This window comes from Nocardia sp. NBC_00511 (genome assembly GCF_045161165.1).
Taxonomy (GTDB): Bacteria; Actinomycetota; Actinomycetes; order Mycobacteriales; family Mycobacteriaceae; genus Nocardia.
The window spans coordinates 1,682,882-1,705,503 of record NZ_CP107849.1; the positions used below are offsets into that span (position 1 = coordinate 1,682,882).

Annotated in this window: 19 protein-coding genes; 17 read left to right on the forward strand and 2 right to left on the reverse strand. The window is 66.3% G+C overall.

Translation table 11 applies throughout. The features are described from left to right. Window positions 1-72 precede the first annotated feature (72 nt). Window positions 73-624 carry a hypothetical protein gene (locus OG300_RS08040; RefSeq protein WP_405493711.1) on the reverse strand — a complete coding sequence of 184 codons (552 nt, stop codon included), beginning with the start codon at window positions 622-624 and terminating at the stop codon, window positions 73-75. Between the two features lie 484 nt (window positions 625-1,108). Here OG300_RS08040 and OG300_RS08045 point away from each other — a divergent pair, with 484 nt between their 5' ends. The 14 genes from OG300_RS08045 (at window position 1,109) to OG300_RS08110 (ending at window position 17,502) form a co-directional block, all read left to right on the forward strand. Beyond that, window positions 1,109-2,191 (forward strand): polyprenyl synthetase family protein, encoded by a 1,083-nt coding sequence (locus OG300_RS08045; RefSeq protein WP_405493712.1) that lies wholly within the window; start codon window positions 1,109-1,111, stop codon window positions 2,189-2,191. Window positions 2,192-2,261: 70 nt separating this feature from the next. Continuing rightward, window positions 2,262-3,194 carry a UbiA family prenyltransferase gene (locus tag OG300_RS08050; RefSeq protein WP_405493714.1) on the forward strand — a complete coding sequence of 311 codons (933 nt, stop codon included), beginning with the start codon at window positions 2,262-2,264 and terminating at the stop codon, window positions 3,192-3,194. 63 nt (window positions 3,195-3,257) lie between these two features. Beyond that, window positions 3,258-3,971, forward strand: a complete 714-nt coding sequence (locus OG300_RS08055) for a transaldolase (RefSeq protein WP_405493716.1) — start codon at window positions 3,258-3,260, stop codon at window positions 3,969-3,971. Between the two features lie 29 nt (window positions 3,972-4,000). Further along, window positions 4,001-5,107 (forward strand): 3-dehydroquinate synthase II, encoded by a 1,107-nt coding sequence (locus OG300_RS08060; RefSeq protein ID WP_405493718.1) that lies wholly within the window; start codon window positions 4,001-4,003, stop codon window positions 5,105-5,107. Window positions 5,108-5,126: 19 nt separating this feature from the next. Next, window positions 5,127-6,092, forward strand: coding sequence for a mevalonate kinase (gene mvk, locus OG300_RS08065; protein ID WP_405493720.1), 966 nt, complete (start codon window positions 5,127-5,129; stop codon window positions 6,090-6,092). A gap of 29 nt (window positions 6,093-6,121) precedes the next feature. After that, window positions 6,122-7,126, forward strand: coding sequence for a diphosphomevalonate decarboxylase (gene mvaD, locus OG300_RS08070; RefSeq protein ID WP_405493722.1), 1,005 nt, complete (start codon window positions 6,122-6,124; stop codon window positions 7,124-7,126). Continuing rightward, window positions 7,123-8,259, forward strand: a complete 1,137-nt coding sequence (locus OG300_RS08075; protein ID WP_405493724.1) for a phosphomevalonate kinase — start codon at window positions 7,123-7,125, stop codon at window positions 8,257-8,259. The genes mvaD and OG300_RS08075 overlap by 4 nt, the downstream gene beginning before the upstream one ends. Then, window positions 8,243-9,295, forward strand: coding sequence for a type 2 isopentenyl-diphosphate Delta-isomerase (gene fni, locus OG300_RS08080; protein ID WP_405493726.1), 1,053 nt, complete (start codon window positions 8,243-8,245; stop codon window positions 9,293-9,295). Before OG300_RS08075 ends, fni begins: the two co-directional genes overlap by 17 nt. Window positions 9,296-9,364: 69 nt before the next feature. Further along, window positions 9,365-10,384: a hydroxymethylglutaryl-CoA reductase gene (locus OG300_RS08085; protein WP_405498502.1), complete on the forward strand. Its 1,020-nt coding sequence runs from the start codon at window positions 9,365-9,367 to the stop codon at window positions 10,382-10,384. A 22-nt stretch (window positions 10,385-10,406) separates the two neighbouring features. Beyond that, a complete protein-coding gene (locus OG300_RS08090; protein ID WP_405498503.1) occupies window positions 10,407-11,582 on the forward strand; it encodes a hydroxymethylglutaryl-CoA synthase in 1,176 nt (391 codons plus the stop codon). A 172-nt stretch (window positions 11,583-11,754) separates the two neighbouring features. After that, a complete protein-coding gene (locus OG300_RS08095; protein ID WP_405493728.1) occupies window positions 11,755-12,714 on the forward strand; it encodes a 3-oxoacyl-ACP synthase III family protein in 960 nt (319 codons plus the stop codon). 17 nt (window positions 12,715-12,731) lie between these two features. Further along, window positions 12,732-14,354 carry a class I adenylate-forming enzyme family protein gene (locus OG300_RS08100; protein WP_405493730.1) on the forward strand — a complete coding sequence of 541 codons (1,623 nt, stop codon included), beginning with the start codon at window positions 12,732-12,734 and terminating at the stop codon, window positions 14,352-14,354. Between the two features lie 58 nt (window positions 14,355-14,412). Beyond that, a complete protein-coding gene (locus OG300_RS08105) occupies window positions 14,413-15,192 on the forward strand; it encodes a hypothetical protein (RefSeq protein ID WP_405493732.1) in 780 nt (259 codons plus the stop codon). A gap of 90 nt (window positions 15,193-15,282) precedes the next feature. Continuing rightward, window positions 15,283-17,502: an MMPL family transporter gene (locus OG300_RS08110; RefSeq protein WP_405493734.1), complete on the forward strand. Its 2,220-nt coding sequence runs from the start codon at window positions 15,283-15,285 to the stop codon at window positions 17,500-17,502. Between the two features lie 72 nt (window positions 17,503-17,574). On the opposite strand, the gene OG300_RS08115 is transcribed toward OG300_RS08110, so the two are convergent. Beyond that, the gene (locus OG300_RS08115; RefSeq protein ID WP_405493736.1) at window positions 17,575-18,465 is read right to left on the reverse strand and encodes a sigma-70 family RNA polymerase sigma factor; all 891 of its coding nucleotides are present in this window, start codon (window positions 18,463-18,465) and stop codon (window positions 17,575-17,577) included. Between the two features lie 160 nt (window positions 18,466-18,625). Here OG300_RS08115 and OG300_RS08120 point away from each other — a divergent pair, with 160 nt between their 5' ends. The 3 genes from OG300_RS08120 to secG all read left to right on the forward strand — a co-directional run bounded on the left by OG300_RS08120 (window position 18,626) and on the right by secG (window position 22,607). Next, the gene (locus OG300_RS08120) at window positions 18,626-20,590 is read left to right on the forward strand and encodes an FAD/NAD(P)-binding protein (protein WP_405493738.1); all 1,965 of its coding nucleotides are present in this window, start codon (window positions 18,626-18,628) and stop codon (window positions 20,588-20,590) included. After that, window positions 20,580-22,010, forward strand: a complete 1,431-nt coding sequence (locus tag OG300_RS08125) for an adenylosuccinate lyase family protein (RefSeq protein WP_405493740.1) — start codon at window positions 20,580-20,582, stop codon at window positions 22,008-22,010. The genes OG300_RS08120 and OG300_RS08125 overlap by 11 nt, the downstream gene beginning before the upstream one ends. Window positions 22,011-22,373: 363 nt before the next feature. After that, window positions 22,374-22,607, forward strand: coding sequence for a preprotein translocase subunit SecG (gene secG, locus OG300_RS08130; protein ID WP_067814258.1), 234 nt, complete (start codon window positions 22,374-22,376; stop codon window positions 22,605-22,607). Window positions 22,608-22,622 lie beyond the last annotated feature (15 nt).

Here is a 22,622-nt window from a genome sequence, read left to right on the forward strand (position 1 = left end):
TCGGTTCTGGGAATGGGAGATTCGAGGCGCCGCCGATGTGACGCGGAGTGTCGCACGTCACATCGGCGACGGTCATTGCGAGATCAACCGCAATACCTCGGTGAGGTCGAATTCGGCTCGGCGACTGGTGCCGTAGCGGGTGAGCTTGCCGCGGCGCACCCACTGCCGAATGGTGTCCTCGGTGACGCCCGCGAGCCAGGCTGCGTCTCGGGTCGGCACGGTTTCCGGGACAACGTGCGTCCCGGTTTCGGGTGTCCAGAGGTGTCCTGCCGTGCAGGACAGTTCGACCGAGCTCGCGTCCGTCTGCCCGGATCGGCGCATCACGACGTGGCCGGAACAGCCGGGGGTCGCACAGGGGCGGACGGCCCCTGATCGCGGTCCGGCTGTGGATTCGGCGGCGCAGCGGCCTACCGACAGTGCCTCGTGCAGTTCGTCGGCGAAGTCGCCCACCGCGAAATGCGTTGAAAGCCAGTCGAAGTGGCTGTCGAGGAAGTTGGCCAGCACGGGCACCGCGCGCTGTGGCCGGTGCCGCAACCCGCGTTCGTCGACGACCATGTCGGTCCATTCGGTGAGTACGTCGTGGATCTGTAGCCGGGCAGCTAACGCGGCCTCCCGTAGGGGCATTTCGTGGTGGTCGCCCCCGCGGATCCGCTCCCGTACTCCCGCTGGTGCCTGCGGTGTGAGCGCGTCTTCGCACGCGTCGTATACCTGCTGAATCAGATTGATATCGGAACGAGTTCGGTCATGGCATCGGCGGCACAACCTGTGGCCTGGCAAACATGTCGCGTGATACTTGCCGTGGTGTTGCCCCAGGCAAATCACTATCTCATTTTCCATGCTCTCGGTCCCCCTCCGTGGGTTGCTCCAATTCGCTGTGCGAGTGGCAATGAATTGCGCGGCGATGCGGTGGCGCGCTTCTACGGATTCTAATAACGATCGCATAGACACCCGGGGTGTAATCTACATCACACGATGATAGATGGCTTCTGGTGATCTGGTCTGTCATGCTGAACGGGCAGCCGTGCTGCCCAGAATTCGGATAGGGGATCCGAACTGTTCCTCGTAGCCACGAGTTGAATGCACATCCGACTTTCGATCTTCTTCCGGCATGCCGGAGAACGATAAAGGCGACGCTATGACTGTGCGAATTTCAAGTTCGCGCGATGCGATCAGACGTATGCGCGAATCAATGATGAACAATGCGGAACATGCCGCACTCGAATTTCTCGAATCGGAGCATCTCAAATGGTCCGCAGTGGGCGCCGAAAGGTCTGCCGCGCCCGTGGAAACCGTAGCTGAACTGGTAGGTGCCGGCGGGAAGCGAATCCGGCCCGAGTTCTGTATCAGTGGATACCTGGCCGCCGGCGGTGATTCAGGCAGTGACGCTGTCATCGCTGTCGCGGTGGCACTGGAATTCCTGCACACCTGTGCCCTCATTCACGACGATGTCATGGATGATTCTTCCTGGCGTCGTGGTGTGCCGACAGCGCATGTCAGGCACGCGGCCGATCACCGGACCAACCAATGGCAGGGTGAATCGCGGCGATTCGGTGAGGGTGTCGCGATCCTGGCTGGCGATCTGGCGTTGATATATGCCGACGATTTTATGTCCGAGGCGGGACCGGTAGTCGCCGAAGCATGGGCTGAACTTCGGGCGGAATTGATCATCGGTCAGCATCTCGACCTGGTCGCGGCGGCCCGATTCACCAGCGATCCATCGCTCTCTAGGATTATCGCCCGAGTGAAATCGGGGAACTACACTATATCGAGGCCACTCGTGCTGGGCGCGCTTACCGCGGGGCGGGCGGACCTTCAGCAAATATTTCTCGAATACGGCCAGGCAATCGGCGAGGCATTCCAATTGCGTGACGATCTGCTGGACCTGATCAGCGATACGAAAATACTGGGGAAACCCGCTCGCCTGGATTTCGAACAACACAAGATGACGCTGCTGCTGTCGCTGGCGATCGCCCGCGATCCGGAGGTGGCCGCACTGGTCACCACCCCGGACGGCAGTGCGGAGCGGCTGCGTACGACCCTGCTGGATTCGGGCATCTGCGATGAGGTCGAAACGCAGATCAGCGACCTCGTCGCCACCGGCACCAAGGTCATCACCGATGCGGACCTGGATCCGGAATGGCGGGACGAACTGATCGAGATGGCACATGCGGTCGCCTACCGGGACAAGTGACCGGGCGCCGGAGGTCGGGCCGGGGCCTGCCGAGCCGACCCTCGCCGCACGGATTCTCGGGTTCGTCAGATTGTCGAAGGTAGCGGTATTCCAGCATTACTTCGGCTGGGCTCTGGCGTGGCTGCTGCTGGATCCGAGCACGGCGGGACGGTCGGCCACGGTGTCGGCCATGTGCGCGTTCCTGGTTGGTTCATTCGGAATCGTCGCGGCCACATGTGCATTGGACGATATCGTCGGATTCCGCAACGGCAGTGACGCCGTGAACTACCTGCAGGGCGACACCCGGCGCGATATCCGGCGCAAGCCACTACTCAGTGGCGCAGTCACCGAGAAGCAGGCGATCATTTTCGTCGGGTGCGCCGCCGCGCTCGCGGTCCTTGCGGGCGCCTATGCGTTCTGGCAATTGGATTGGCGCGCACCGCTGCTGGCGGTTGTGCTCTACGCGGCCGGGCTCGTTCTCAGCATGCAGTACTCGGCGGGACTGCGGGTGAGTTACCACAGAGGCGGGGGCGAGACCCTGCTGTTCATCGCGACAGCCTGCGGTCTCTACGCGCCCTTCCTCGCAGTGTCGGGCCATTGGACCGCGCCCGCTGTCACCGAAGGCGTCCTGCTCGGGTTGTGGATGGTGATGGTGAGTTCGTATTCGAACGTCAATGACGCGGAAGGCGATCGAGGAGTGGGGCGCCGCACCTTGGCGGCCACCTCCGGTCCGACGCTCATTACCGCCGTACTCGGCTCATTGGTCGTGGCCGCGCTCGGCACGACCGTCTGGCTCGTGATCGGCGGCGGATTCCCATGGTGGACCCTGATCACACTCGGCCCGGCGGCGCTTCTGCACATCGCGCAGGTGTACACGGGCCCGGTCCGAAAGGACTGGCTCGGTGCCCGACGCCTCGGGATGTACGCCTACAACCTGGGATTCCTCGGCATAGGAATTCCGACGCTGTACCGATTCGTGACGGCGTTGCCTCCGACGATCCCGTCACCCGCGATATCGAGGTAGGTAGTTATGGACGGAAAGAACCGTCGTATGCGCAGATTGTTCGGCGCGGACGGAAGAACTCTCTTGATCGCCGTCGATCATTCACTCACCACGGGCGCCGCCGGTGGACTGTCCGATATGGCCGCGGTGCTGCGCTCGGTGGTGCGCGGCGGCGCGGACGGCGTAGTGGCGCACCGTGGTTCGGCCTGTCGGCAGATGCCGGTCCAGCGGGAGACCGCGCTTGTCATGCACCTTTCTGGCAGTACGGCGCTCAGCGCGAACCCCGAGCTGAAGATCCGGGTATGCAATCCGGAAACGGCGGCCGCGCTGGGTGCGGACGCGGTCTCGGTGCACGTCACGCTGGGGGCCGGATCGACAGAAGACCGTGCGACCCTGGCCGATCTCGCCGCAGTCGCCCGGTCCTGCGACGCACTCGGGCTGCCACTGCTGGCCATGACATACGCGTCCGGTGCGGGCAGCACTCCGGGGCGGTCGGTACTGCATGCCGCACGAGTCGTCGCCGAACTGGGCGCCGACATCGTCAAGACCGCGCACCCGGGCGACGAGTATCTCGCGGAATTGGCTGCGGGCGTACCGATTCCGGTGGTCGTCGCGGGCGGTCGGCCCGACGGATCCTGGGACGACTTCGTCAGCGCCGCCAAGAACGCCATGGGCGTCGGCTTGGCCGGGCTGTGTGTGGGCCGGCATGTCTTCGGCAGCGCCGACCCGGCTGCGGCCACCGCACAGTTGAAATCCATTGTGCACGGCGAGGTCGCGGCAGCCGCCGTTCGACCGTGACCGGCACGTAGAGATCAAGGGGAACATGAATGACTGCCGAACTTTGGGCCGATGTCAGCGCTCTCGACGGCGCGGCGACGCCTGTCGCGCTCGCCTACGCCCGGAACTCCGAAATCGACGCGATTCTGGTACGTGCGTCACAACTGGTCGACTGGGAACCGTTGCAGCGCATCAGTATCGCTTGCCTGGGCACTGCGGCACAGCTGGCCGGACTGGACGACCGCCGGGTGGACCTGCTGGTCGCGGAAAGCGTTACCGAGTTGGATGAGGTCCGAGCCCTTGCCGCCGGCCGCCCGATCGGAGTGCGCGCGGTGATCGACGACGGCGACAGCATGCATGCTGCCGCCGCGGTCATCGGATCGGTGGACGTACTGATCGCCGCGTTCACTGACGAGACCAACATTCCGCTGGAACTTCTACTGGCGGAGGCGCAGTCGACCACCACCCGCGTCTTCAAAGAGCTGCTCTCCGGCGCCGAGGCCCGCAGCGTGGCCGGGGTGCTGGAAAGCGGCCCGGCCGGACTGGTGGTGGACGCCGCACGGCTGACCGATCTGGACCTGGTGGCGCAGGTGCTGCGCCACCGCCGCGAGGAGCACCGGACACTCGTCCCGCTCGAGGTGGTCCGTGCCGAACCCGTCGGCATGGGCTACCGCGGCTGCGTCGACACCACCAGCCTCTTTGCCGAGGACGAGGGCATGATCGTCGGATCCACCTCCGCCGGCGGCATTCTCGTCTGCGCAGAGGTGCACTATCTGCCGTACATGAACTTGCGGCCCTTCCGGGTGAACGCGGGCGCGGTGCACTCCTACGTCTTCGGTGCCGAACGCACCGCCTACATCACAGATCTCGCCGCCGGCGAGACGACGGCCGCGGTGTCCGCGGACGGCCGCTTCCGGGAGGTTTCGGTCGGCCGGGTGAAGGTCGAACTGCGCCCGCTGCGCTTGATCGAGGCCCGCCACGGCGACGTCACCGTCAATGTCTTCCTGCAGGACGACTGGCATGTACGGGTAATGAGTGCCGACGGGAAGCCGCTCAATCTGACCGACGTCAAGCCCGGGACCCTACTGCTGGGGCACCTCGCCGAGCCCGGTCGGCACGTCGGCATCAAGGTGAACGAAAAGATCTCCGAATTCTGAAGCCCGCGAAGGTGGTCCAGTGAGCGAACACGAGTTCGGCGTGGGTTCGGCCCACGCCAAAGCGATCCTGTTCGGTGAACACGCGGTGGTCTACGGCGCACCTGCCGTCGCGATTCCCGTTCCGCAGCTACGGGTCTCGGTCCTGGCGCGATGTGCACCTGAGCGTTCGAACGGCGTGCGGGTCACCGACGCCGGAGCCGGGGTTCCAGTACCGGATCGGTGGTCGCGCACCGGCGCCGACGATCCCGCCCTGCGGGAGCTGGTGACCAACTTCTTCGTGGCCACCGAAACCCGTTCACGTGCAATTGATCTGACGGTGGACTGCCGGATCCCACCGGGGCGTGGGCTGGGGTCGAGCGCGGCCTGCGCTCGTGCGGTGGTGTACGCGCTCGGGGATCTGTTCGATCGGCCGGTGGACGCCAGATTGACGTTCGACCTGGTGCAGACGGCGGAGCGAGTAGCGCACGGCTCGCCTTCCGGGGTCGACACCGTGGCCACCGGGTCGGCCGTGCCGATCTGGTTCCAAGGCGGCGTTGCCAAGGAACTGGTCATGGACTTGGACGGTGTGTTCGTGATCGCGGACAGTGGAGTCTCCAGCGCGACCAGCGTCGCCGTGTCGGAGTTGCGTCGGCGTTTCGACGGTGACCCCGCCGCCAAGGCCGGCTTTCTGGAGCGCTCCGCCCGGATCACCGCCGCCGCGGTCGAGGATCTGGCGCACGCCCGCGTCGGCGCAGTCGGACACCGGATGACCGAAAACCAGGCACTGCTGGGCGAATTCGGCCTCGGTATCGCTGAGACGGACCGGCTGGTTACTGCGGCTGTCGCCGTGGGCTGTGCGGGAGCCAAGCTCAGCGGCGGCGGCCTGGGCGGGTGCGTGGTCGCGCTGGCGGACGTGGCGCACCCGGTCGAGGCGGTCGAGACGGCCCTGCGGGTGGCGGGCGCCGTCGCGACCTGGACGGTTCCCGCTGACCTGTCGGCCCGCTGAAACAGACGACCATGGGGAGGGAACGAAGAATGGCACGCACCTGCGCCGACACGGTCACGGCTGTCGCGAATCCGAACATCGCTCTGATCAAATACTGGGGCAAGCGGGACGAGGAGTACATCCTGCCGTACTCGGACAGCCTCTCGCTGACCCTCGACATCTACCCGACCACGACGACCGTGCGGCCGGTGGACGGCCCGGTCGACGTACTGACCCTCAATGGCATCCGGACCGAGGGGGAACCGCTGCATCGAGTTCGGCGGTTTCTGGCACTGGCGAGGTCGTTGTCCGGGGCGACCGAGCGCCTCGCCGTGGATTCGGTGAACACCGTCCCAACCGGAGCCGGATTGGCTTCGTCGGCAAGCGGATTCGCGGCCCTGGCGGCGGCGATCACCCCCTGTTACGGCCTGGATCCGCAGCCACGGGCGATCTCACGATTGGCGCGGCGTGGTTCAGGGTCGGCGTCGCGGTCCGTCTTCGGCGGATTCGCGATCTGGCGGGCGGGGACCGGTGAGGGTGCGGCCGGCGATGCCGAGTCCTACGCCGAACCGGTGGACGCGACCCTCGACATCGCACTCGTGGTGGCCGTGGTCGATGCCGCCGCCAAGGTGGTCTCGAGCCGGACCGCCATGCGCCACACGGTTGCCACGTCGCCGCTGTTCACCGCATGGTCCGGCGCGAGTCGCGGCGACCTGGCGGATATGCGCGCGGCCATCGAGCGCGGTGATGTGGAGGCGCTGGGCGAGATTGCCGAGCGCAATGCCCTCGGCATGCACGCGACCATGCTCGCCGCTCGGCCGGCGGTACGGTACCTGTCGCCGGCCTCACTGGCGGTGTTCGATCGGGTGACCGAGATCCGCAGGGACGGGATCGGCGCCTACCTGACCGTGGACGCTGGACCCAATGTCAAGGTGGTGTGCCGCCGGGCCGCGGCCACCAGCGTTGCGGCGGCGCTGGATTCGCTGCCGGAGACGCGCGCGGTACTGGTTGCCGGGCCAGGAGCGGGCGTGCGCCTGATCGGGGAACGGTCGTGATCACCCGCACGGCACCCGGAAAGCTGTTCCTGCTCGGCGAATACGCGGTCGTGACGCCGGGCCGGGACTCCATCGTGATGTCGGTGGACCGGCAGGTGTCGGTGACCGTGGTGTGGGCGCCCCGAGCTTCGCACCACTTGCTGGTGTGCTCGGAAAACTATTCGGGCACAGCACGGTTCGATTTGATCGATCGACAGTTGCGGCCGGCGACCGGTACATCGGTGCCCCGTGGTTTCGAACATGTGGTGTCGGCCGTGGAGGTGATCCACGGCTACGCGATGGAGCACGGCGTCGCGTTGCCGCCGCTCGAGCTCCACATCACCAGTGCGTTGCACGAGAACGGCGTGAAGATCGGACTCGGATCCAGCGGTGCGGTGGTGGTCGCGACCGTCGCGGCGGTCGCCGCCGCGCTCGGGCTGGAGCCGACGACAGACGAGCGGTACCGCCTCGCCATGCTCGCCACCGCCCGGCTCGATCCCCAAGGCTCCGGCGGCGATCTGGCGGCCAGCACCTGGGAGGGCTGGGTTGCCTACAGTGCCCCCGATCGCGGTGAACTTGCCCGCATGTTCGAACGATACGGTGCGGACAACACGATTCGCCGAGAGTGGCCGGGCTTCTCGGCACGGGTACTGCGCCCGCCGACCGACCTCACCCTGGAGGTCGGCTGGACCGGTACACCGTCCTCGACACCGGCCATGGTGGCGAAACTACCTAGACAGCAGCGGGGTTTCAACACCTTCTACCCGCTGTTTCTGACCCGCAGTGACGAATGCGTTCGCGATGCGGTGGCCGCGGTGGCGGCCGATGACAGTGCCGGTGTGGTGCAGCAGATCCGGCGCTTTCGGCTGCTACTCGAAATGGCGGACAACATCGCGGATGCCGGGATCTTCACCGAGCGGCTCACGGCGCTGTGTCGTGCCGCGGAGGAATTGGGCGGGTCCGCAAAACCTTCCGGCGCGGGCGGGGGAGACTGCGGCCTCGCCGCCTTCAACGATCCGGAGCCCAGCCGACGGGACGCGTTGCGTGATCGGTGGCGGGCCGATGGCATCCAGCCCCTCGCCCTGTCGGTCACGGGTGTTGCCGACCCGAGTATCCCGTCACCGCCGAGGAGGCACGATGACTGCCAGTCGTAAGGACGACCACGTTCGCCTGGCCTCCGAACAGTGGCGGCAGCCGACCACCGCCAACGAGTTCGACGATGTCGCGTTCGTGCATCACGCGCTGGCCGGAATCGATCGCAGCGATGTGAGCCTCGGGGTCGAGTTCGCCGGAATACGCTGGGGCACACCGTTGTACATCAATGCCATGACCGGCGGCAGCGAGCTGACCGGGAAGATAAACCGCGAGCTCGCGATCGCTGCGCGCGAGACCGGTCTCGCCATCGCGGCGGGCTCGCTCAGCGCGTATCTGAAGGACGAGTCCTGCGCGGACACCTTCCGGGTGATTCGCAAGGAACACCCCGATGGTTTCGTCATGGCCAATATCAATGCCCGTACGCGGGTCGCCGATGCGCGGCGGGTCATCGACCTGCTCGAGGCGGACGCCCTGCAGATCCACCTCAACGCGGTCCAGGAGATCGTGATGCCGGAAGGCGACCGCGAATTCGCTTCCTGGGCAGGGCAGATCGAACGCATTCGGACAGCGGTCGACGTGCCGGTCATCGTCAAGGAGGTCGGGTTCGGGCTCAGCGGCGAAACCGCCTGCCGCCTTGCGGAACTCGGTGTCGACGCCATCGACGTCGGCGGGCGCGGCGGGACCGATTTCGCCGCGATCGAGAACGGCCGTCGCGACGACGCGGATTTCGCCTACCTGGCCGGTTGGGGCCAGTCGACGCCGGCCGCCCTGCTGGACTGCGCGGGCGCCACCAACCTGCCGATCCTGGCCTCCGGTGGTGTCCGCACACCCCTCGACGTCGTGCGCGGTCTCGCACTCGGTGCGACCGCGGTCGGATCGTCCGGCTGTTTCCTGAAAACGGTCCTGGATGGTGGCCCGGACGCACTCGTGCGTCACATCTCGACGTGGCTGGACCGGATCACCGTGCTGCTCACTGTGCTCGGGGCGCGTACGCCGTCAGATTGCGTGCGGTGCGATCTGGTGCTGACCGGTACTTTGCGCGCGTTCTGCGAGGCCCGCGGCATCGACGTGCGCGGCTACGGCCATCGCGCCTGACATCACTGATCATCGACACAGAAGGACGGTTCCGCCGTGGACGAGACCATCAGGTCGGCAGCGATCCCCATGAAATGGGTTGGCCCCATACGAATATCGGGCAATGTCGCCGAGACGGAGACAGCCGTTCCGCTGGCCACCTTCGAGACTCCACTGTGGCCATCGGTGGCCCGTGGCGCGAAACTGTCCATGGCCGTTGCTCGAGGAATCGTGACCACCCTCGTGGACGAGCGCATGACTCGCTCGATTCTGCTGGAGGCCGAAGACGGTCCGACGGCCTTCGACGCGGTACGGGTACTGCGAAGGGGGTTCGACCAGCTGCGCGAAGTCGCCGGGCGCACCAGCCGTTTCGTGGAACTCATCGATCTGCACCATGAACTGGTCGGTCACCTGATCTTCCTGCGTTTCGAATTCACCACCGGCGACGCGTCCGGCCACAATATGGCCACACTGGCTGCCGACGCGCTCATGAAACACATTCTGCAGACGATCCCGGGCGTCTCCTACGGATCCATTTCGGGCAACTACTGCACCGACAAAAAGGCCTCGGCGGTCAACGGGATCCTGGGCCGTGGCAAGAACGTGATCGCCGAACTCGTGGTCCCGCAGGCGCTGGTATCCAGCGTCCTGAAAACCACCGCCGAGCGCGTCGCCACCCTGAACGTGCGCAAGAACCTGCTCGGCAGCGTGGTGGCCGGCGGAATCCGTACCGCCAACGCGCATTTCGCGAACATGCTGCTCGGGTTCTACCTGGCCACGGGTCAGGACGCGGCCAATATCGTCGAGGGCTCGCAGGGCATCACCCTGGCCGAAGACCGCGACGGGGACCTGTATTTCTCCTGCACGCTGCCGAATCTGATCGTGGGCAGCGTCGGCAACGGCAAGAGCCTGGACTTCGTCGAAGACAACCTGATCGCGCTGGGGTGCCGCGATGGGGCGCAGGTGGGAGATGGGGCGCGCCGACTGGCCGTGCTCGTCGCCGCCACAGTGCTGTGCGGCGAACTATCGCTGCTGGCGGCCCAGACCAATCCCGGCGAACTCATGAGAGCTCACGTTCGGATCGAACGTGAGCCGATCTCCGGACATTGAGGAGCAGAACGTGAAGCATGACATGCCGATCGGCATCCACGACCTATCCTTCGCCACCGGCCACTACGTCCTGGAGCACGCCGAACTCGCGCGAGCGTACGGCGTCGACATCGACAAATTCCATCTCGGCATCGGACAGGAAGCCATGAGCGTCCTCGCCGCCGACGAGGACATCGTCACCATGGCCGCTGCGGCCGCGCAGCCCATTGTCGATCGGCACGGCACGGGCGACATACGCACCGTGCTGCTCGCCACCGAAACCGCGGTGGATCAGGCCAAGTCGGCGGGTGTCTACGTGCACTCGCTGCTCGGCCTGCCCGCCGCGACCCGAGTCGTGGAACTCAAGCAGGCGTGCTACGGGGCAACGGCCGCACTGCAATTCGCCGCCGCGCTGGTGGCGCGCGAACCGTCTCAGCGGGTGCTGGTGATCGCCACCGATGTCGCACGATACGACTTGGAATCCCCGGGCGAGTCCACCCAGGGCGCGGCGGCAGTGGCGATGTTGGTCGCCGCCGATCCGGCGATCCTGCGGGTGGAGTCGCCGTCCGGACTGTTCACCGCGGACATCATGGACTTCTGGCGGCCCAACTACCGCAGCACTGCCCTCGTCGACGGGCGCACCTCGATCACGGCGTATCTGCAAGCGGTGGAAGGAGCGTGGAAGGACTACGGCGAACAGGGCGGCAGAGCCATCGACGAGTTCAGCGCCTTCTGCTATCACCAGCCGTTTACCAAGATGGCCCACAAGGCGCACCGGCACCTGGCCGAATTCGCCTCGCTCGCAGACACTCCCAACGAACTGCACACGGCCGTACTGCCGACCACTCTCTACAACCGGGTGATCGGTAACAGCTATACGGCGTCGCTCTACCTGGGACTGGCGGCGCTCCTCGATCACCGCACCGATCTGGACGGTCGGCCGCTCGCGATGTTCAGTTACGGATCCGGCAGTGTGGCCGAATTCTTCGGTGCCACCGTGGTTCCGGGCCACCGCGAACACCTCCGCACGGCCGGCAACCGGTCGGCCGTGAACCGCCGCACGCCCATCGACTTCGCCGGGTACCGGGCGCTGCACGAACAGACACTGCCCACCGATGGCCGCGATCACGAACTGCCTGTCGAGGGTTCCGGTCCGTTCCGTCTGCTCGGATTGTCCGGGCACAAACGCATCTACCAGGCGCGGGCCCACAGGAGTTGACATGACCGCCGACGAAACCACAATGCACGACCCGCACGGGGACTGCCGATGCGGATGCATGGTCGCGGATTTCTCCACTCCCGGCGGAGGGAACGCGATTCGGCCTGCCGCCTGGAGTGAGAGCCAGCCTGGGGTACGAAATATCCACGGTGCCAGTGAGATTCGTGTCGGGGTGCTCGGCACCGGAGCCTGTGTCCCCGACCGGATCGTCGGCAACTCCGAAGTCGGGGCCGCCGCGGGAGTGGACGACGCCTGGATCCAGCGCAAGACGATGATCCGCGAACGGCGCTGGGCCGCTTGCGATCAGGCGACGTCGGACTTGGCGGTCACGGCAGCGGAGCAGGCCCTCGAGGCCGCCGGCATCACGGCCGCCGACGTCACCGCAGTCGTGGTGGCCACCTCCACACCGGATCGACCGCAGCCGCCGACCGCCTCCTACGTCCAGCGTGCCCTCGGCGCGCAGGGCGCGGCGTTCGATATCAACGCCGTCTGTAGCGGATTCGTCTTCGCGCTGGCTGTTGCCGACGCCCTGGTCTGCAAAACCGGTGGTCACGCGCTGGTGATCGGCGCGGACATCTATTCGCGCATCCTGAATCCGGGCGACCGCAAGACCGTGGTGCTGTTCGGTGACGGTGCGGGCGCCGTGGTGCTCGGGCCGGTCGCGGCCGGTCGCGGCATCCGGGATTGCAGGCTGCAGACCTTCTCCGAGGAGCTGGATCTGATCACGGTCCCGGCGGGAGGCAGCCGACTGCCCTGCTCGGCGGAGGTCATGGAGGCCGGTCTGGGTTACTTCCACATGGACGGCCGTGGCGTACGCGACTTCGTGGAAACCCGGCTACCGGAACTGGTCAAGCAATTCCTCTATGACAACGACGAATCGCCCGACCGCATCGCTCATCTGGTTCCGCACCAGGCGAACGGGGTGCTGTTGGACCGGATGATCCCCGAACTCGGGCTGACCGGCGCCGACATCCACCGGACCTACATCGACTACGGAAACACCGGCGCCGCATCCATTCCCATCACCCTCGATCGGGCCGCCCGTAGCGGCGCGCTGAAACCAGGGGACCAGATTCTGCTGCTCGGCTTCGGCGGCGGGATGTCGGTGGGAATCGGGTTGCTCGAATGGTGAAACGAAAGGCACTCACTGTGGCGAAAACCAAGGCACCCATCAATATCGGCGTCTTGTTCGACTGGCACGCCGAACAGACCCGGCAGACGAAGATTATACTCGACCGGCCGCTCGACATTGCTCCTGACTTGGGCACCTCGCTCGACGGCGCCGCGTTGGCGGCGCTGGTTCGGGACACCGCGAGTTGTCTGTACGCGGCCGGGCTGCGCGCGGGCAAGCGGCTGGTGATCGTGAAGGACAATCACTTCGACATCGTCCTCACCGCTGCCGCGGCGGCGCGGATCGGCGCACTGCCGGTGATGATGGCGCCGATCACCTCGATCGAGGCCATTGCCACCATGATCCGCCGAGCCGAGCCGGCGCTGCTGGTGGTGGGCAGCAGCGTGCTCACTCGCGCGGCGGTCGCCGACGTCGAACTCGCCCCGCCCGGTTGCACGGTGATCGAAGTCGGCGCACCGGCTACGGAGACGCTCGCCGCAAACCGGCTGCGGTTCGACGATCTCCGCGGTGCTCCGGCCGCACCGGTACAGGTCAATGCCGACCTCGAGCCGATGATCGTGACCCATACCTCGGGTACCACGGGCACACCGAAACTCGTTGTGCACTCGGCGTATACCGCGCTGGGCGCTCTGCCGTACCGGCTGGAGTCGCTGCGCCGCTTGCCGCTGCTCACTTCCAGCCCGAATGATGTAGTGGCCAGCGGGATTTCGTTCGCCCACATGCGTGCATTGTCGTGGGTCCGCTCACAACTGATCATCGCACCGCGGGCAATGGTCGTGCTCTCGAATCCGGACCCCAGCAGTGTCGCGCGCATGCTGGCCGAACATCGGCCGACATCATTGGAGGCGCTGCCCAATATCTTCCAGCGCTGGGAGGAGCTGGTGGACCGCGATCCGGCCCTGTTCGCACAGGTCCGGCGCTTCATCAGCACCTTCGACGCGGTGCACCCGCGCACCGTGCGGAAGTTCCTCGCCGCCTCGCGTCATCGATTTCCGGTGTGGGCCTGGGGCCTGGGCCAGTCCGAGATCGCGGGCATCACCGCCAACGTCTTCACCCGCCGCACCGTACGACCCCGCACCGGGCTGCGCAACGCCGCCACGAACGTCGGCTGGCCCACCCTCGTGACCGTCCGCCTGGTCGACCCGCAGACCGGTAAGCCTGCCCGCCGCGGTGAGTCGGGCCTGATCATGGTCAAGACCAGGACCAGATGCCTCACCTACCTCGGCGAAGACGACCGGCACCGCGCCAAGATCGACGGAAAGTGGTGGAACACCGGCGATCTGGGCGTGCACGCGGGATACGGGCGGATCATGCTGATCGACCGGGAAGTCGACCTGCTGCCGGGGGTCAGCTGCATCGAGATCGAGAGCACCCTGCTCGACCGGCTGGAGCAAGCCACCGAGATCGTGGTGCTGGCGACACCCGACGGACTGCCGTTACCCGTGGTCGCCACTCTCGACGGGAAGCTCGATCCGCAGGACTGGCAGCGCGCGGCGGCGGGCCTCATTCCGCTCGGCGCACCGAAAGTCATGCAGTGGGAAGACATTCCACGCACCGCGACCTGGAAGGTGCGGCGGGTCGAGTTGCGTGAGCAGGTACTGGGCAGCGGTGCCGGGCTCGGATCCGGGCAGTGGACCTGATCGCGGCAGCACCGAACGCCGGTGACAGCACCCGCTCGACAGCCAAGGAGAATTTCTGATGTGGTGGCCCTCGCCCCTTGCGGGGCATCCGACCGCACCGATCATCCGCGACGCCACTCACCTGGCGAACTGGTACTACATCGGCCTGGTGATCATCGTCGGCGGATTCTGGCTTGCCGCATATGTGCTGGCAATCCGGGAAGCACGTCTCAGTGGCCGCAACGGCATACCCGCCATCGCCTGCGCGCTCAATATCGGGTGGGAGTTCAATGATTCGTTCGTCGTCGACCACTCGTCGTGGCAGCGGCCATTCAACTTCGCGTGGTTCCTGCTGGATCTGCTCATCCTGAGCCAGGTGTGGCGGTTCGGGCGCAAGGACTATTCGGAGATGTCGCCCAGCGAGTTCCGGCGCTTCTTCTCGACCATTGTGGCGATCGGCGCGGTGGCCATACCGGCGGTGGAGATCGAGATCAACGACTTCTACGGCGCTTACACCGGTCTGGGCCTCAACTGCATCATGAGCCTGATGTTCGTGCGGACCCTGCGCCGGCGGCAGTCCTCGGCGGGGCAGTCCATGTACATCGCGATCAGCAAGGGGATCGGCTCGGCGCTCGGTGTCCTCATGTCGGTCTCGCTGTATCCGTACAGCCTGGTGATTCCGGTGATGGGCGTGGCTGTCATCGCGCTCGACTCCTACTACGCGGTGGCGCTGCATCGCCAATTGCGGCACGACGGCATCCCTCCGTGGTCGTTGTCGCAGCGGGTCACGACCGCGGTACCGGCGGCGTCCGCACCGGTCGCGGTCTGTCCAGAGCAGGCTGTAACACCCGTGACATGAACGAGTTTCGCTGTGATGTCACGTTTTCGGGTCGCCGACTCTCCTATAAGCACACCCATCGGATGTCACACCGACGATGAGAGGAAGACGATGCTGAATTGGCTGTCGGCGCGGGTCGTGCGCCATCGAAGGGGGGTCCTGGTATTCGCGATCCTGCTCGTTCTCGTCGGCGGAGCGGCGGGTTCGAGCCTCTACTCGAAGCTGTCGGCGGGCGGGTTCGAGGTCGCGGGGTCCGAATCCGCGCGGGCCGCAGAGCTGTTGCAGAACGACTTCGGGCAACAGACCACGAACCTGACGCTGCTGGTCACCGCGACCGGTGGCGTCGGCACGCCAGCGGCGACCGCAGATGGCGCCGCGCTCACCAGGAAGCTGGCGGCCGAGGCGGGTCTCACCAACGTGACCTCGTACTGGAGCAGCGGACAGTCGCCGCAATTGCGCAGCCGGGACGGCGACAGCGCGCTCGTGCTCGGAGTGATCTCCGGGGACGACACGACCGTCGAAAAGCGCATCGCCACACTGCTTCCCGAGTACCAGGGCAGCTTCGGCAGCCTCGCGGTCCAGGTCGGCGGCAATGCGGTGCTGCAGCACGAAATGAACGTGCAAGGTCAGCAGGACACCGAAAAGGGTGAGGCACTGGTCTTCCCTGTCACCCTGGTGCTGCTGGTGCTGATCTTCGGCAGCGTGGTCGCCGCGCTCACACCGCTGGCGGTGGCCGTGGTGACCATGCTGATCTGCATCGGGGTCATGTGGATCCTGAGTTCGGTCTCCACGCTGTCCTCGCTCGCGCTCAGCGTGGTGACACTGCTCGGACTCGGTCTGGCGATCGACTACTGCCTGCTGTTCGTCAACCGCTATCGCGAGGAGTTGACCCACGGCCGCGACACCGCCGACGCCATCCGCGTCACCATGTCCTCGGCCGGCCGCACCGTGCTGTTCTCGGCATTCACCGTCGCGGTCGCGCTCACCGGTTTGATCTGGTTCCCGCTGGATGCGATCCGTTCCATGGGGTACGTCGGAGTCGCCACCGCGTTGATCGCGGGCCTCACCTCGGTCACCGTGCTGCCCGCGCTGCTGGCCGTGCTCGGTCCGCGAATCGACAGGTGGCGGCTGCTTCGCAAGCGTTCGGCCGTCCCGGCGGGTGAGCTGTCCGACGGGTTCTGGCATCGATTGGCCATGGCCGTGATGCGTCGCCCGGTGCCGATCGCCGCGGCGGTGATCGCGGTGCTGCTGCTGTTGGGTGCGCCCGCGCTGGGTATCAAACTGGGCATGCCGGACGAACGGATCCTGCCGCCGTCGGCGTCGTCCCGTCAGGTGGCGGACACCATCAACCAGCAGTTCGACACCAGCGGGCAGAACGCGCTCCTGGTAGTCGCCCCCGACAGTCCGGCCGATCGGGCAGGCGTCGCCGAGTTCGCCACGCGACTGTCGTCGCTACCGAACGTGGCGCAGGTCGACACGGTGACCGGCAGCTATCAGGCGGGCAATCAGCAGGCCCCCGCGAGTCCGGCGAATGCCCGATTCGCCGCGGGCCGGTCGGTCTACTTCTCGGTGCTGCCGACGCCCGACGGTGTCGATCAGCCGGATTCACTGGTCAAGGCTGTTCGGCAGACGACCGCGCCGTTCCCGACACTGACCACCGGTATGAGTGCGGTCAACTACGACTCCACCACGGCCATCGTGAGTCATCTGCCCTGGGCGCTGGGATCGGTGGCCCTGATCATGGTGGTGCTGCTGTTCCTGGTGACCGGCAGCGTGCTGGTGCCGTTCCTGTCGCTGGTGCTCAGTGCGCTGAGCCTCACCGCGACCTTCGGCGCCCTGGTCTGGATCTTCCAAGACGGCCATTTGTCCTGGCTGCTCGGACATTTCACCGCGACCGGGACGGTGTCCGCCTCGGTTCCCGCGATGTTGTTCGGTCTGTCCTTCGGCCTGGCCATGGACTACCAGGTGTTCCTGCTCGCGCGAATCAGGGAGGAATACGATCACAGCGGTGACGGCACGCTGGCCGTCGCGGTGGGCCTGGAACGGATCGGCCGCATCGTTACCGCTGCGGCACTGATCATTTCGATAGTCTTCCTGGCCTTCGCCATGTCGGGCATCTCGCTGTCGAAGGCCTTCGGCATCGGACTGCCGCTGGCGGTGCTGATGGACGCCACGCTGATCCGGGGGGTGCTGCTGCCGGCCACCATGCAGATGTTCGGCAAGGCCACATGGTGGGCGCCACCGTTCCTCCAGCGCGTCTATGCGACGGCGGCCGTTCACCGTGACAGCGTCGATTCCCCGCCCCGCGACAACCCCGTGCAGGTGGGCTGAGCGGGGAATGACCGGTGGCGGGCAGTTGTCGCGGCAGCCGTTTCGTCACCGGCCCGCCGGGAGATTGGGCCGCTACCAGCGGGCGAACCGCGTGAGCTTGTCCGGGTTGGCGATGTTGTACACGGTCCGGATGCGGTTGTCCGCCGGCCGCAGATCGAGAACGACTGTCGCGTAAGGCATATCGTCCCGCAGGATCAGGGCCGCGGCACCGCCGTTGGCGGCGATGACGCGGCCCTGCAAGCCTTCCCTGCGCTGCCCGCCGCCCAGCGTCAGAACGCGCGCGACATGGTCGATGCCCGTGATGATGCGGCGTGCGACGCCCGGTACGACGCCGCCGCCGTCGGTCCACATCGTCACGTCCGGTGCGAGGATATCGAGTAGAGCATTGAGGTCGCCGCCGAGCGCCGCCTTCAGGAATCGTTCGGTCACTTCCCGGTGGGTCGCCTCGTCGATGTGGTACCGATCGCGTCGCTCGCGGACGTTCGCGCGGGCGCGGCTCGCGACCTGACGGACGGCCGCCGGGCTACGACCGATGATCTCGGCGATCTCGTTGTGTCCGAACGCGAATCCCTCGTTGAGCACGAAAACCGCCCGTTCCAGCGGGCTGAGCGACTCCAATACCACGAGCATGGTGAAAGAGGCTGTCTCCGAACGGGTCTCGGTGGCCTCGGAGTCCAGTGGTTCGGGCAGCCAGAGCCCGGCGTAGGCCTCTCGATCGCGCCGGGCGCGATCGAGCCGGGCCAGTGACTGATTCACCGCGATCCGCACCAGATAGGCGCGCGGGTTGGCCACCCGGTCCCGGTGCGTCGTCGCCCACGCCACCCAGGTCTCCTGGACCACGTCCTCGGCATCCGACACGGTGCCGACGACGTTGTAGGCAAGGGAGAACAGCAGTTTCCGATTGGTCTCGAAATCCCGCGTCGCCGCAGCCAGTGACGCCGGATCGGAGGTAGCGGAGACCACACCGCCATGATGTCACATTCGCGGCCGACCGCATCTCCGCAAGTGCTCACAGGATCCGGAAAGAACCCGGCGGACTCACCCGCTACCGCCCCGAGACGGCCTCGCGGTATCTCCTGCGGCGCCGCTTCATCTAACGAACCGAATGACATGGTGATCTCGAATGTGTGCTGTTTCGAATCCGTGCGGCGGATTGCGTATCGCGATCGTCGGCGTGGGCCCGCGAGGATTGAGCGTGTTCGAAAGGATTTGCGCGAATCTCCGGGGTAATCGCGAAATCGCCGGTGCGGAAGTGTATCTCGTCGACTCGACCCGCGTCGGAACAGGCGCGGTGTGGCGAACCGGGCAGTCCCGGCAACTGTTGATGAACACCGTCGCCGGGCAGGTCACCGTATTCACCGATCCGAGCGTGGCCATGGTCGGGGCAATCGAACCGGGACCGAGCCTGTACGAATGGGCGAACTTCCTCGCCAAAGTGGGGAATTTCGCGGGACTGCCCGAGGAGATGTATCTCGAGGCGGGCCGGATCGGTTCCGACACGTATCCGACCCGGGCGTTCTACGGCCACTATCTGAGGTGGGCGTTCGAGCACATCCGGGACCGGTACGCGGACCGGGTTCGCGCTCACGAGATCACCGCGACCGTAACCGATCTGCGCGACGATACGGCCGGCCTGCAGGAGCTTTCACTCAGCACGGGCGGCCCGATCGGCGCTCTGCACGCGGTGGTGCTCGCACAAGGTCATGTGGCGGTGCGGAATTCATCGCGCCCCCGGCCCCTTGCCGCAGCGGCGGCCCGCGCGGGCCTGCACTACATCGCGCCGGTCAACGCCGCCGATGCTGATGTGGATCAGCTGCCCGAGCGCGCGGTGGTGCTGCTGCGCGGGCTCGGGCTGACGTTCTTCGACTACATGGCCCTGCTGACGATGGGCCGTGGAGGATGTTTCAAGACTTCCGGGAGCACCGGTCTGCTCGAGTACATTCCATCCGGACGGGAACCGTTCATCGTGGCGGGTTGCCGTCGCGGCGTGCCGCACCACGCCCGTGGCGAGAATCAGAAAGGGGTCGACGGCCGCCACGTGCCGACTTTGCTGGGACCTCGGCAGATCAACGAATTACGCAGGCGCGCAGAGGAATCCGGGGACGTCTCGTTTCGTCGGGACGTATGGCCCCTGGTGGCCAGGGAGGTCGAGGCTGTCTACTACGGGGGGCTGATCGAGGAACGCACCGCACCTCGCGACCTGAAGTGGTTCCGCGAGCGCTATTTGCATGCCCCGGGCGAGACCGCCGCGCGGGCGGTCCTGTGCGAATTCGGTATCGCGCCCGATGAGCGCTGGGACTGGGCCGCGATCGCCGACCCTACCCGCGGGCGCCGCTTCCGCGACTCCGGTGAGTTCCAGGACTGGCTGCTGCGCCATCTCGACAACGATGTGCGCAACGCTCGCTCGGGCAACGTCTGCGATCCCGTCAAGGCTGCGCTGGATGTGCTGCGCGACCTCCGCAACGAGGTGCGACTCGTGGTGGACCACTCGGGGGTGACCGGCCGGTCATATCGCGACGATCTCGATGGTTGGTACACGCCGTTGAACGCCTTCCTGTCCATCGGCCCGCCTGCCGGAAGGATCGCGGAACTCGCAGCCCTCATCCGTGCGGGGGTCGTCCGGGTGATCGGGCCCGGCATGCGAGTCCGAGTAGATCCGGACAGTGGTCGCTACCTTGCCGAATCCGCGATGGTTCACGGCTCGCAGGTGGCCGGCCACGCTCTGATCGACGCGTGGCTGCCCGGACCTGATCTGCGCATTACCGCGGATCCACTGCTGGGGAATCTGATTCGGCGGCAGGAGATCCGGACCTACGTCATTCGGAACCCGGACGGCACCAGCTATTCGACGGGTGGGCTCGAGGTCGTCAGGCATTCGCACGCGGTGCTCGACGGGGCCGGCCGTCCGCATCCGCGCCGCTATGCGTTCGGCGTCCCCACCGAGGCGGTCCACTGGGTGACCGCCGCAGGACCACGGCCGGGTGTCAACTCGGTGACGCTCTCCGACAGCGACAGCATCGCTGTCTCGATTATCGCGGCGGCTCGGCCGCACGCTGTCACCGAAAGGTTCGAATCCCATGACCATTGACTACGGACTGCTCGCGCCGGTTCGGGCCGGCACGGCGGTGGCACGGCTGGTGTCGGACGACGCGTGGGTGGGCGCCATGCTCGAGGTCGAAATCGCGCTGGCGCGCGTGCAGGCCCGGCTCGGGATCATTCCGGCCGAGGTGCCCGACTGTGTCGCTGTTGCCGTCCGGACCGGTCGATTCGACGGCCGAGTGCTCGCGGAGGAGGCCCGTGGCGCCGCGAATCCGGTGGTGGCGCTGGTGCAGTGGTTGCAGCGCACGGTCGCGCAGGTCGACTCGGCCAGCGCCGATTACGTCCATTGGGGCGCCACCAGCCAAGACATCTTCGACACGGCCACCATGCTGATCGCCGCCCGCGCCCTGTCTGTGATCGTCGACGATCTGAACGAGACGATCGCTGCCCTGGTGGATTCGGCCCGCGCACATCGGAATACCCCGGCGGTCGCCCGGACCCTGGCCATGCACGCGGTGCCGACCACCTTCGGCGCGAAGCTCGCTGTGTGGGCGCAGGGGGTGGTCGACGCCCGGGACCGGGTGTGCCAGGTCCGCACCTACGGGCTGCCGGTGGCGTTGAGCGGTGCTGCCGGAACATTCGCTTCCTACGTGGAATGCGCACGTGTCAGTGGCGGCGAGCTGGCCACCGCCCCGGCCGCGGTCATCCACGACCGCCTGAATACGGAACTCGCCGTCGAACTCGGTCTGACCTCCGGTGTGATGCCTTGGCACACGGTGCGCACGCCGATCGCCGACCTGGCCGGCTCCCTCGCCATGGTCACGGGGGCCCTGGGCCGGTTCGCGATCGACGTGATCACGTTGTCACGGACCGAGATCCGCGAGCTCGCCGAACCGGGCGCCGTGGGGCGCGGCGAATCCTCCGCCATGCCGCAAAAGCGAAACCCCGTCCTGGCCACCATGATCCGCACTGCCGCCCTTCAGATGCCCGGCCTGGTCAGTACGCTCTTCACCACCATGCTCGCCGAGGACGAACGCTCCGCCGGTCTGTGGCACGCGGAATGGCAGCCATTGCGAGAATGCCTTGCGCTGGCGGGCGGAAGTGCCTGCACCGCCAGGGAACTCGCCGGTGGGCTCATCATCGATTCGCAGCACGTGGCCTCCAACCTTGCCCTCGGGCGCGGGCAAGTGGCTTCGGAACGTCTGGTAATCCGCCTGACCCCGCTACTCGGTCGGGTCCGCACCAAGAAGTTGCTGCAGAGCGCGTCCTTCGAAGCGAATTCCACCGGTCAGGCGCTGGCTGAGGTATTGAGCGAGAACCCGATCATCCGCTCCCACCTGGATGCGGACGCGATCGCGGAATTGCTCTGCCCCGAGAACTATCTGGGCATCGCGCCCGATCTGGCTGCTCGAGTTCGCGTCCGGCCTGCCTGCGCGTGCTCTGCTGGGTCGTCGGGATCTGAGATGTGATTGTCAGTCGCATCGGCCCGGTTCGGCACCTGTCCGATGTCGTGTGTCCTCGCGTCGTCGACCCTGTTGTCCGACCCGTCGCGGGCGCCGTGCAAGGGCCTGTTCTTCGTGATGCCGATCGTGGCCAGCTGATTGCTGGGGATCGTCCTTCGTTCGGGCTCGGGTGGTTCGTGGAGGCGGTAAACGATCTTGTTGGGGGCGTGTTCAGCGGGGACTCGCCGGGGTGTGGCGTAGCGGGGCCGGTGCCACGGTTTTGCGGGACGCCGCGCGGTGTCGTGTGACAAACTGGGGCGGTGGTGACGGGTGGTCCCTCACCAGGGGGTTGGGTGAAAGCCGCCCCGACAACCCCCTATACTCGCTGAAATGCGGATGTTCCTGGATATCCTCCTGATCATCACCAGCGTGCTGCTGGTGCTGCTGGTGCTGCTGCACCGCGCCAAGGGCGGAGGTCTGTCCAGCCTTTTCGGTGGCGGTGTGCAATCGAGCTTGTCGGGTTCCACTGTCGTCGAGAAGAACCTCGACCGGATCACCATCTTCCTGGGGTTGATCTGGCTCATCTCGATTCTCGGCATCGGACTCGAGATCAAGTTCGCTTAGCTTCACGGTTTGCAA

Coding starts and splice junctions, on each gene's coding strand:
- OG300_RS08040 (WP_405493711.1), bottom strand. CDS start 624: ATGCCCCTACGGGAGGCCGCGTTAGCTGCCCGGCTACAGATCCACGAC.
- OG300_RS08045 (WP_405493712.1), top strand. CDS start 1,109: ATGCCGGAGAACGATAAAGGCGACGCTATGACTGTGCGAATTTCAAGT.
- OG300_RS08060 (WP_405493718.1), top strand. CDS start 4,001: ATGACTGCCGAACTTTGGGCCGATGTCAGCGCTCTCGACGGCGCGGCG.
- mvaD (WP_405493722.1), top strand. CDS start 6,122: ATGGCACGCACCTGCGCCGACACGGTCACGGCTGTCGCGAATCCGAAC.
- fni (WP_405493726.1), top strand. CDS start 8,243: ATGACTGCCAGTCGTAAGGACGACCACGTTCGCCTGGCCTCCGAACAG.
- OG300_RS08085 (WP_405498502.1), top strand. CDS start 9,365: ATGAAATGGGTTGGCCCCATACGAATATCGGGCAATGTCGCCGAGACG.
- OG300_RS08090 (WP_405498503.1), top strand. CDS start 10,407: ATGCCGATCGGCATCCACGACCTATCCTTCGCCACCGGCCACTACGTC.
- OG300_RS08105 (WP_405493732.1), top strand. CDS start 14,413: ATGTGGTGGCCCTCGCCCCTTGCGGGGCATCCGACCGCACCGATCATC.
- OG300_RS08110 (WP_405493734.1), top strand. CDS start 15,283: ATGCTGAATTGGCTGTCGGCGCGGGTCGTGCGCCATCGAAGGGGGGTC.
- OG300_RS08120 (WP_405493738.1), top strand. CDS start 18,626: ATGTGTGCTGTTTCGAATCCGTGCGGCGGATTGCGTATCGCGATCGTC.
- OG300_RS08125 (WP_405493740.1), top strand. CDS start 20,580: ATGACCATTGACTACGGACTGCTCGCGCCGGTTCGGGCCGGCACGGCG.
- secG (WP_067814258.1), top strand. CDS start 22,374: ATGCGGATGTTCCTGGATATCCTCCTGATCATCACCAGCGTGCTGCTG.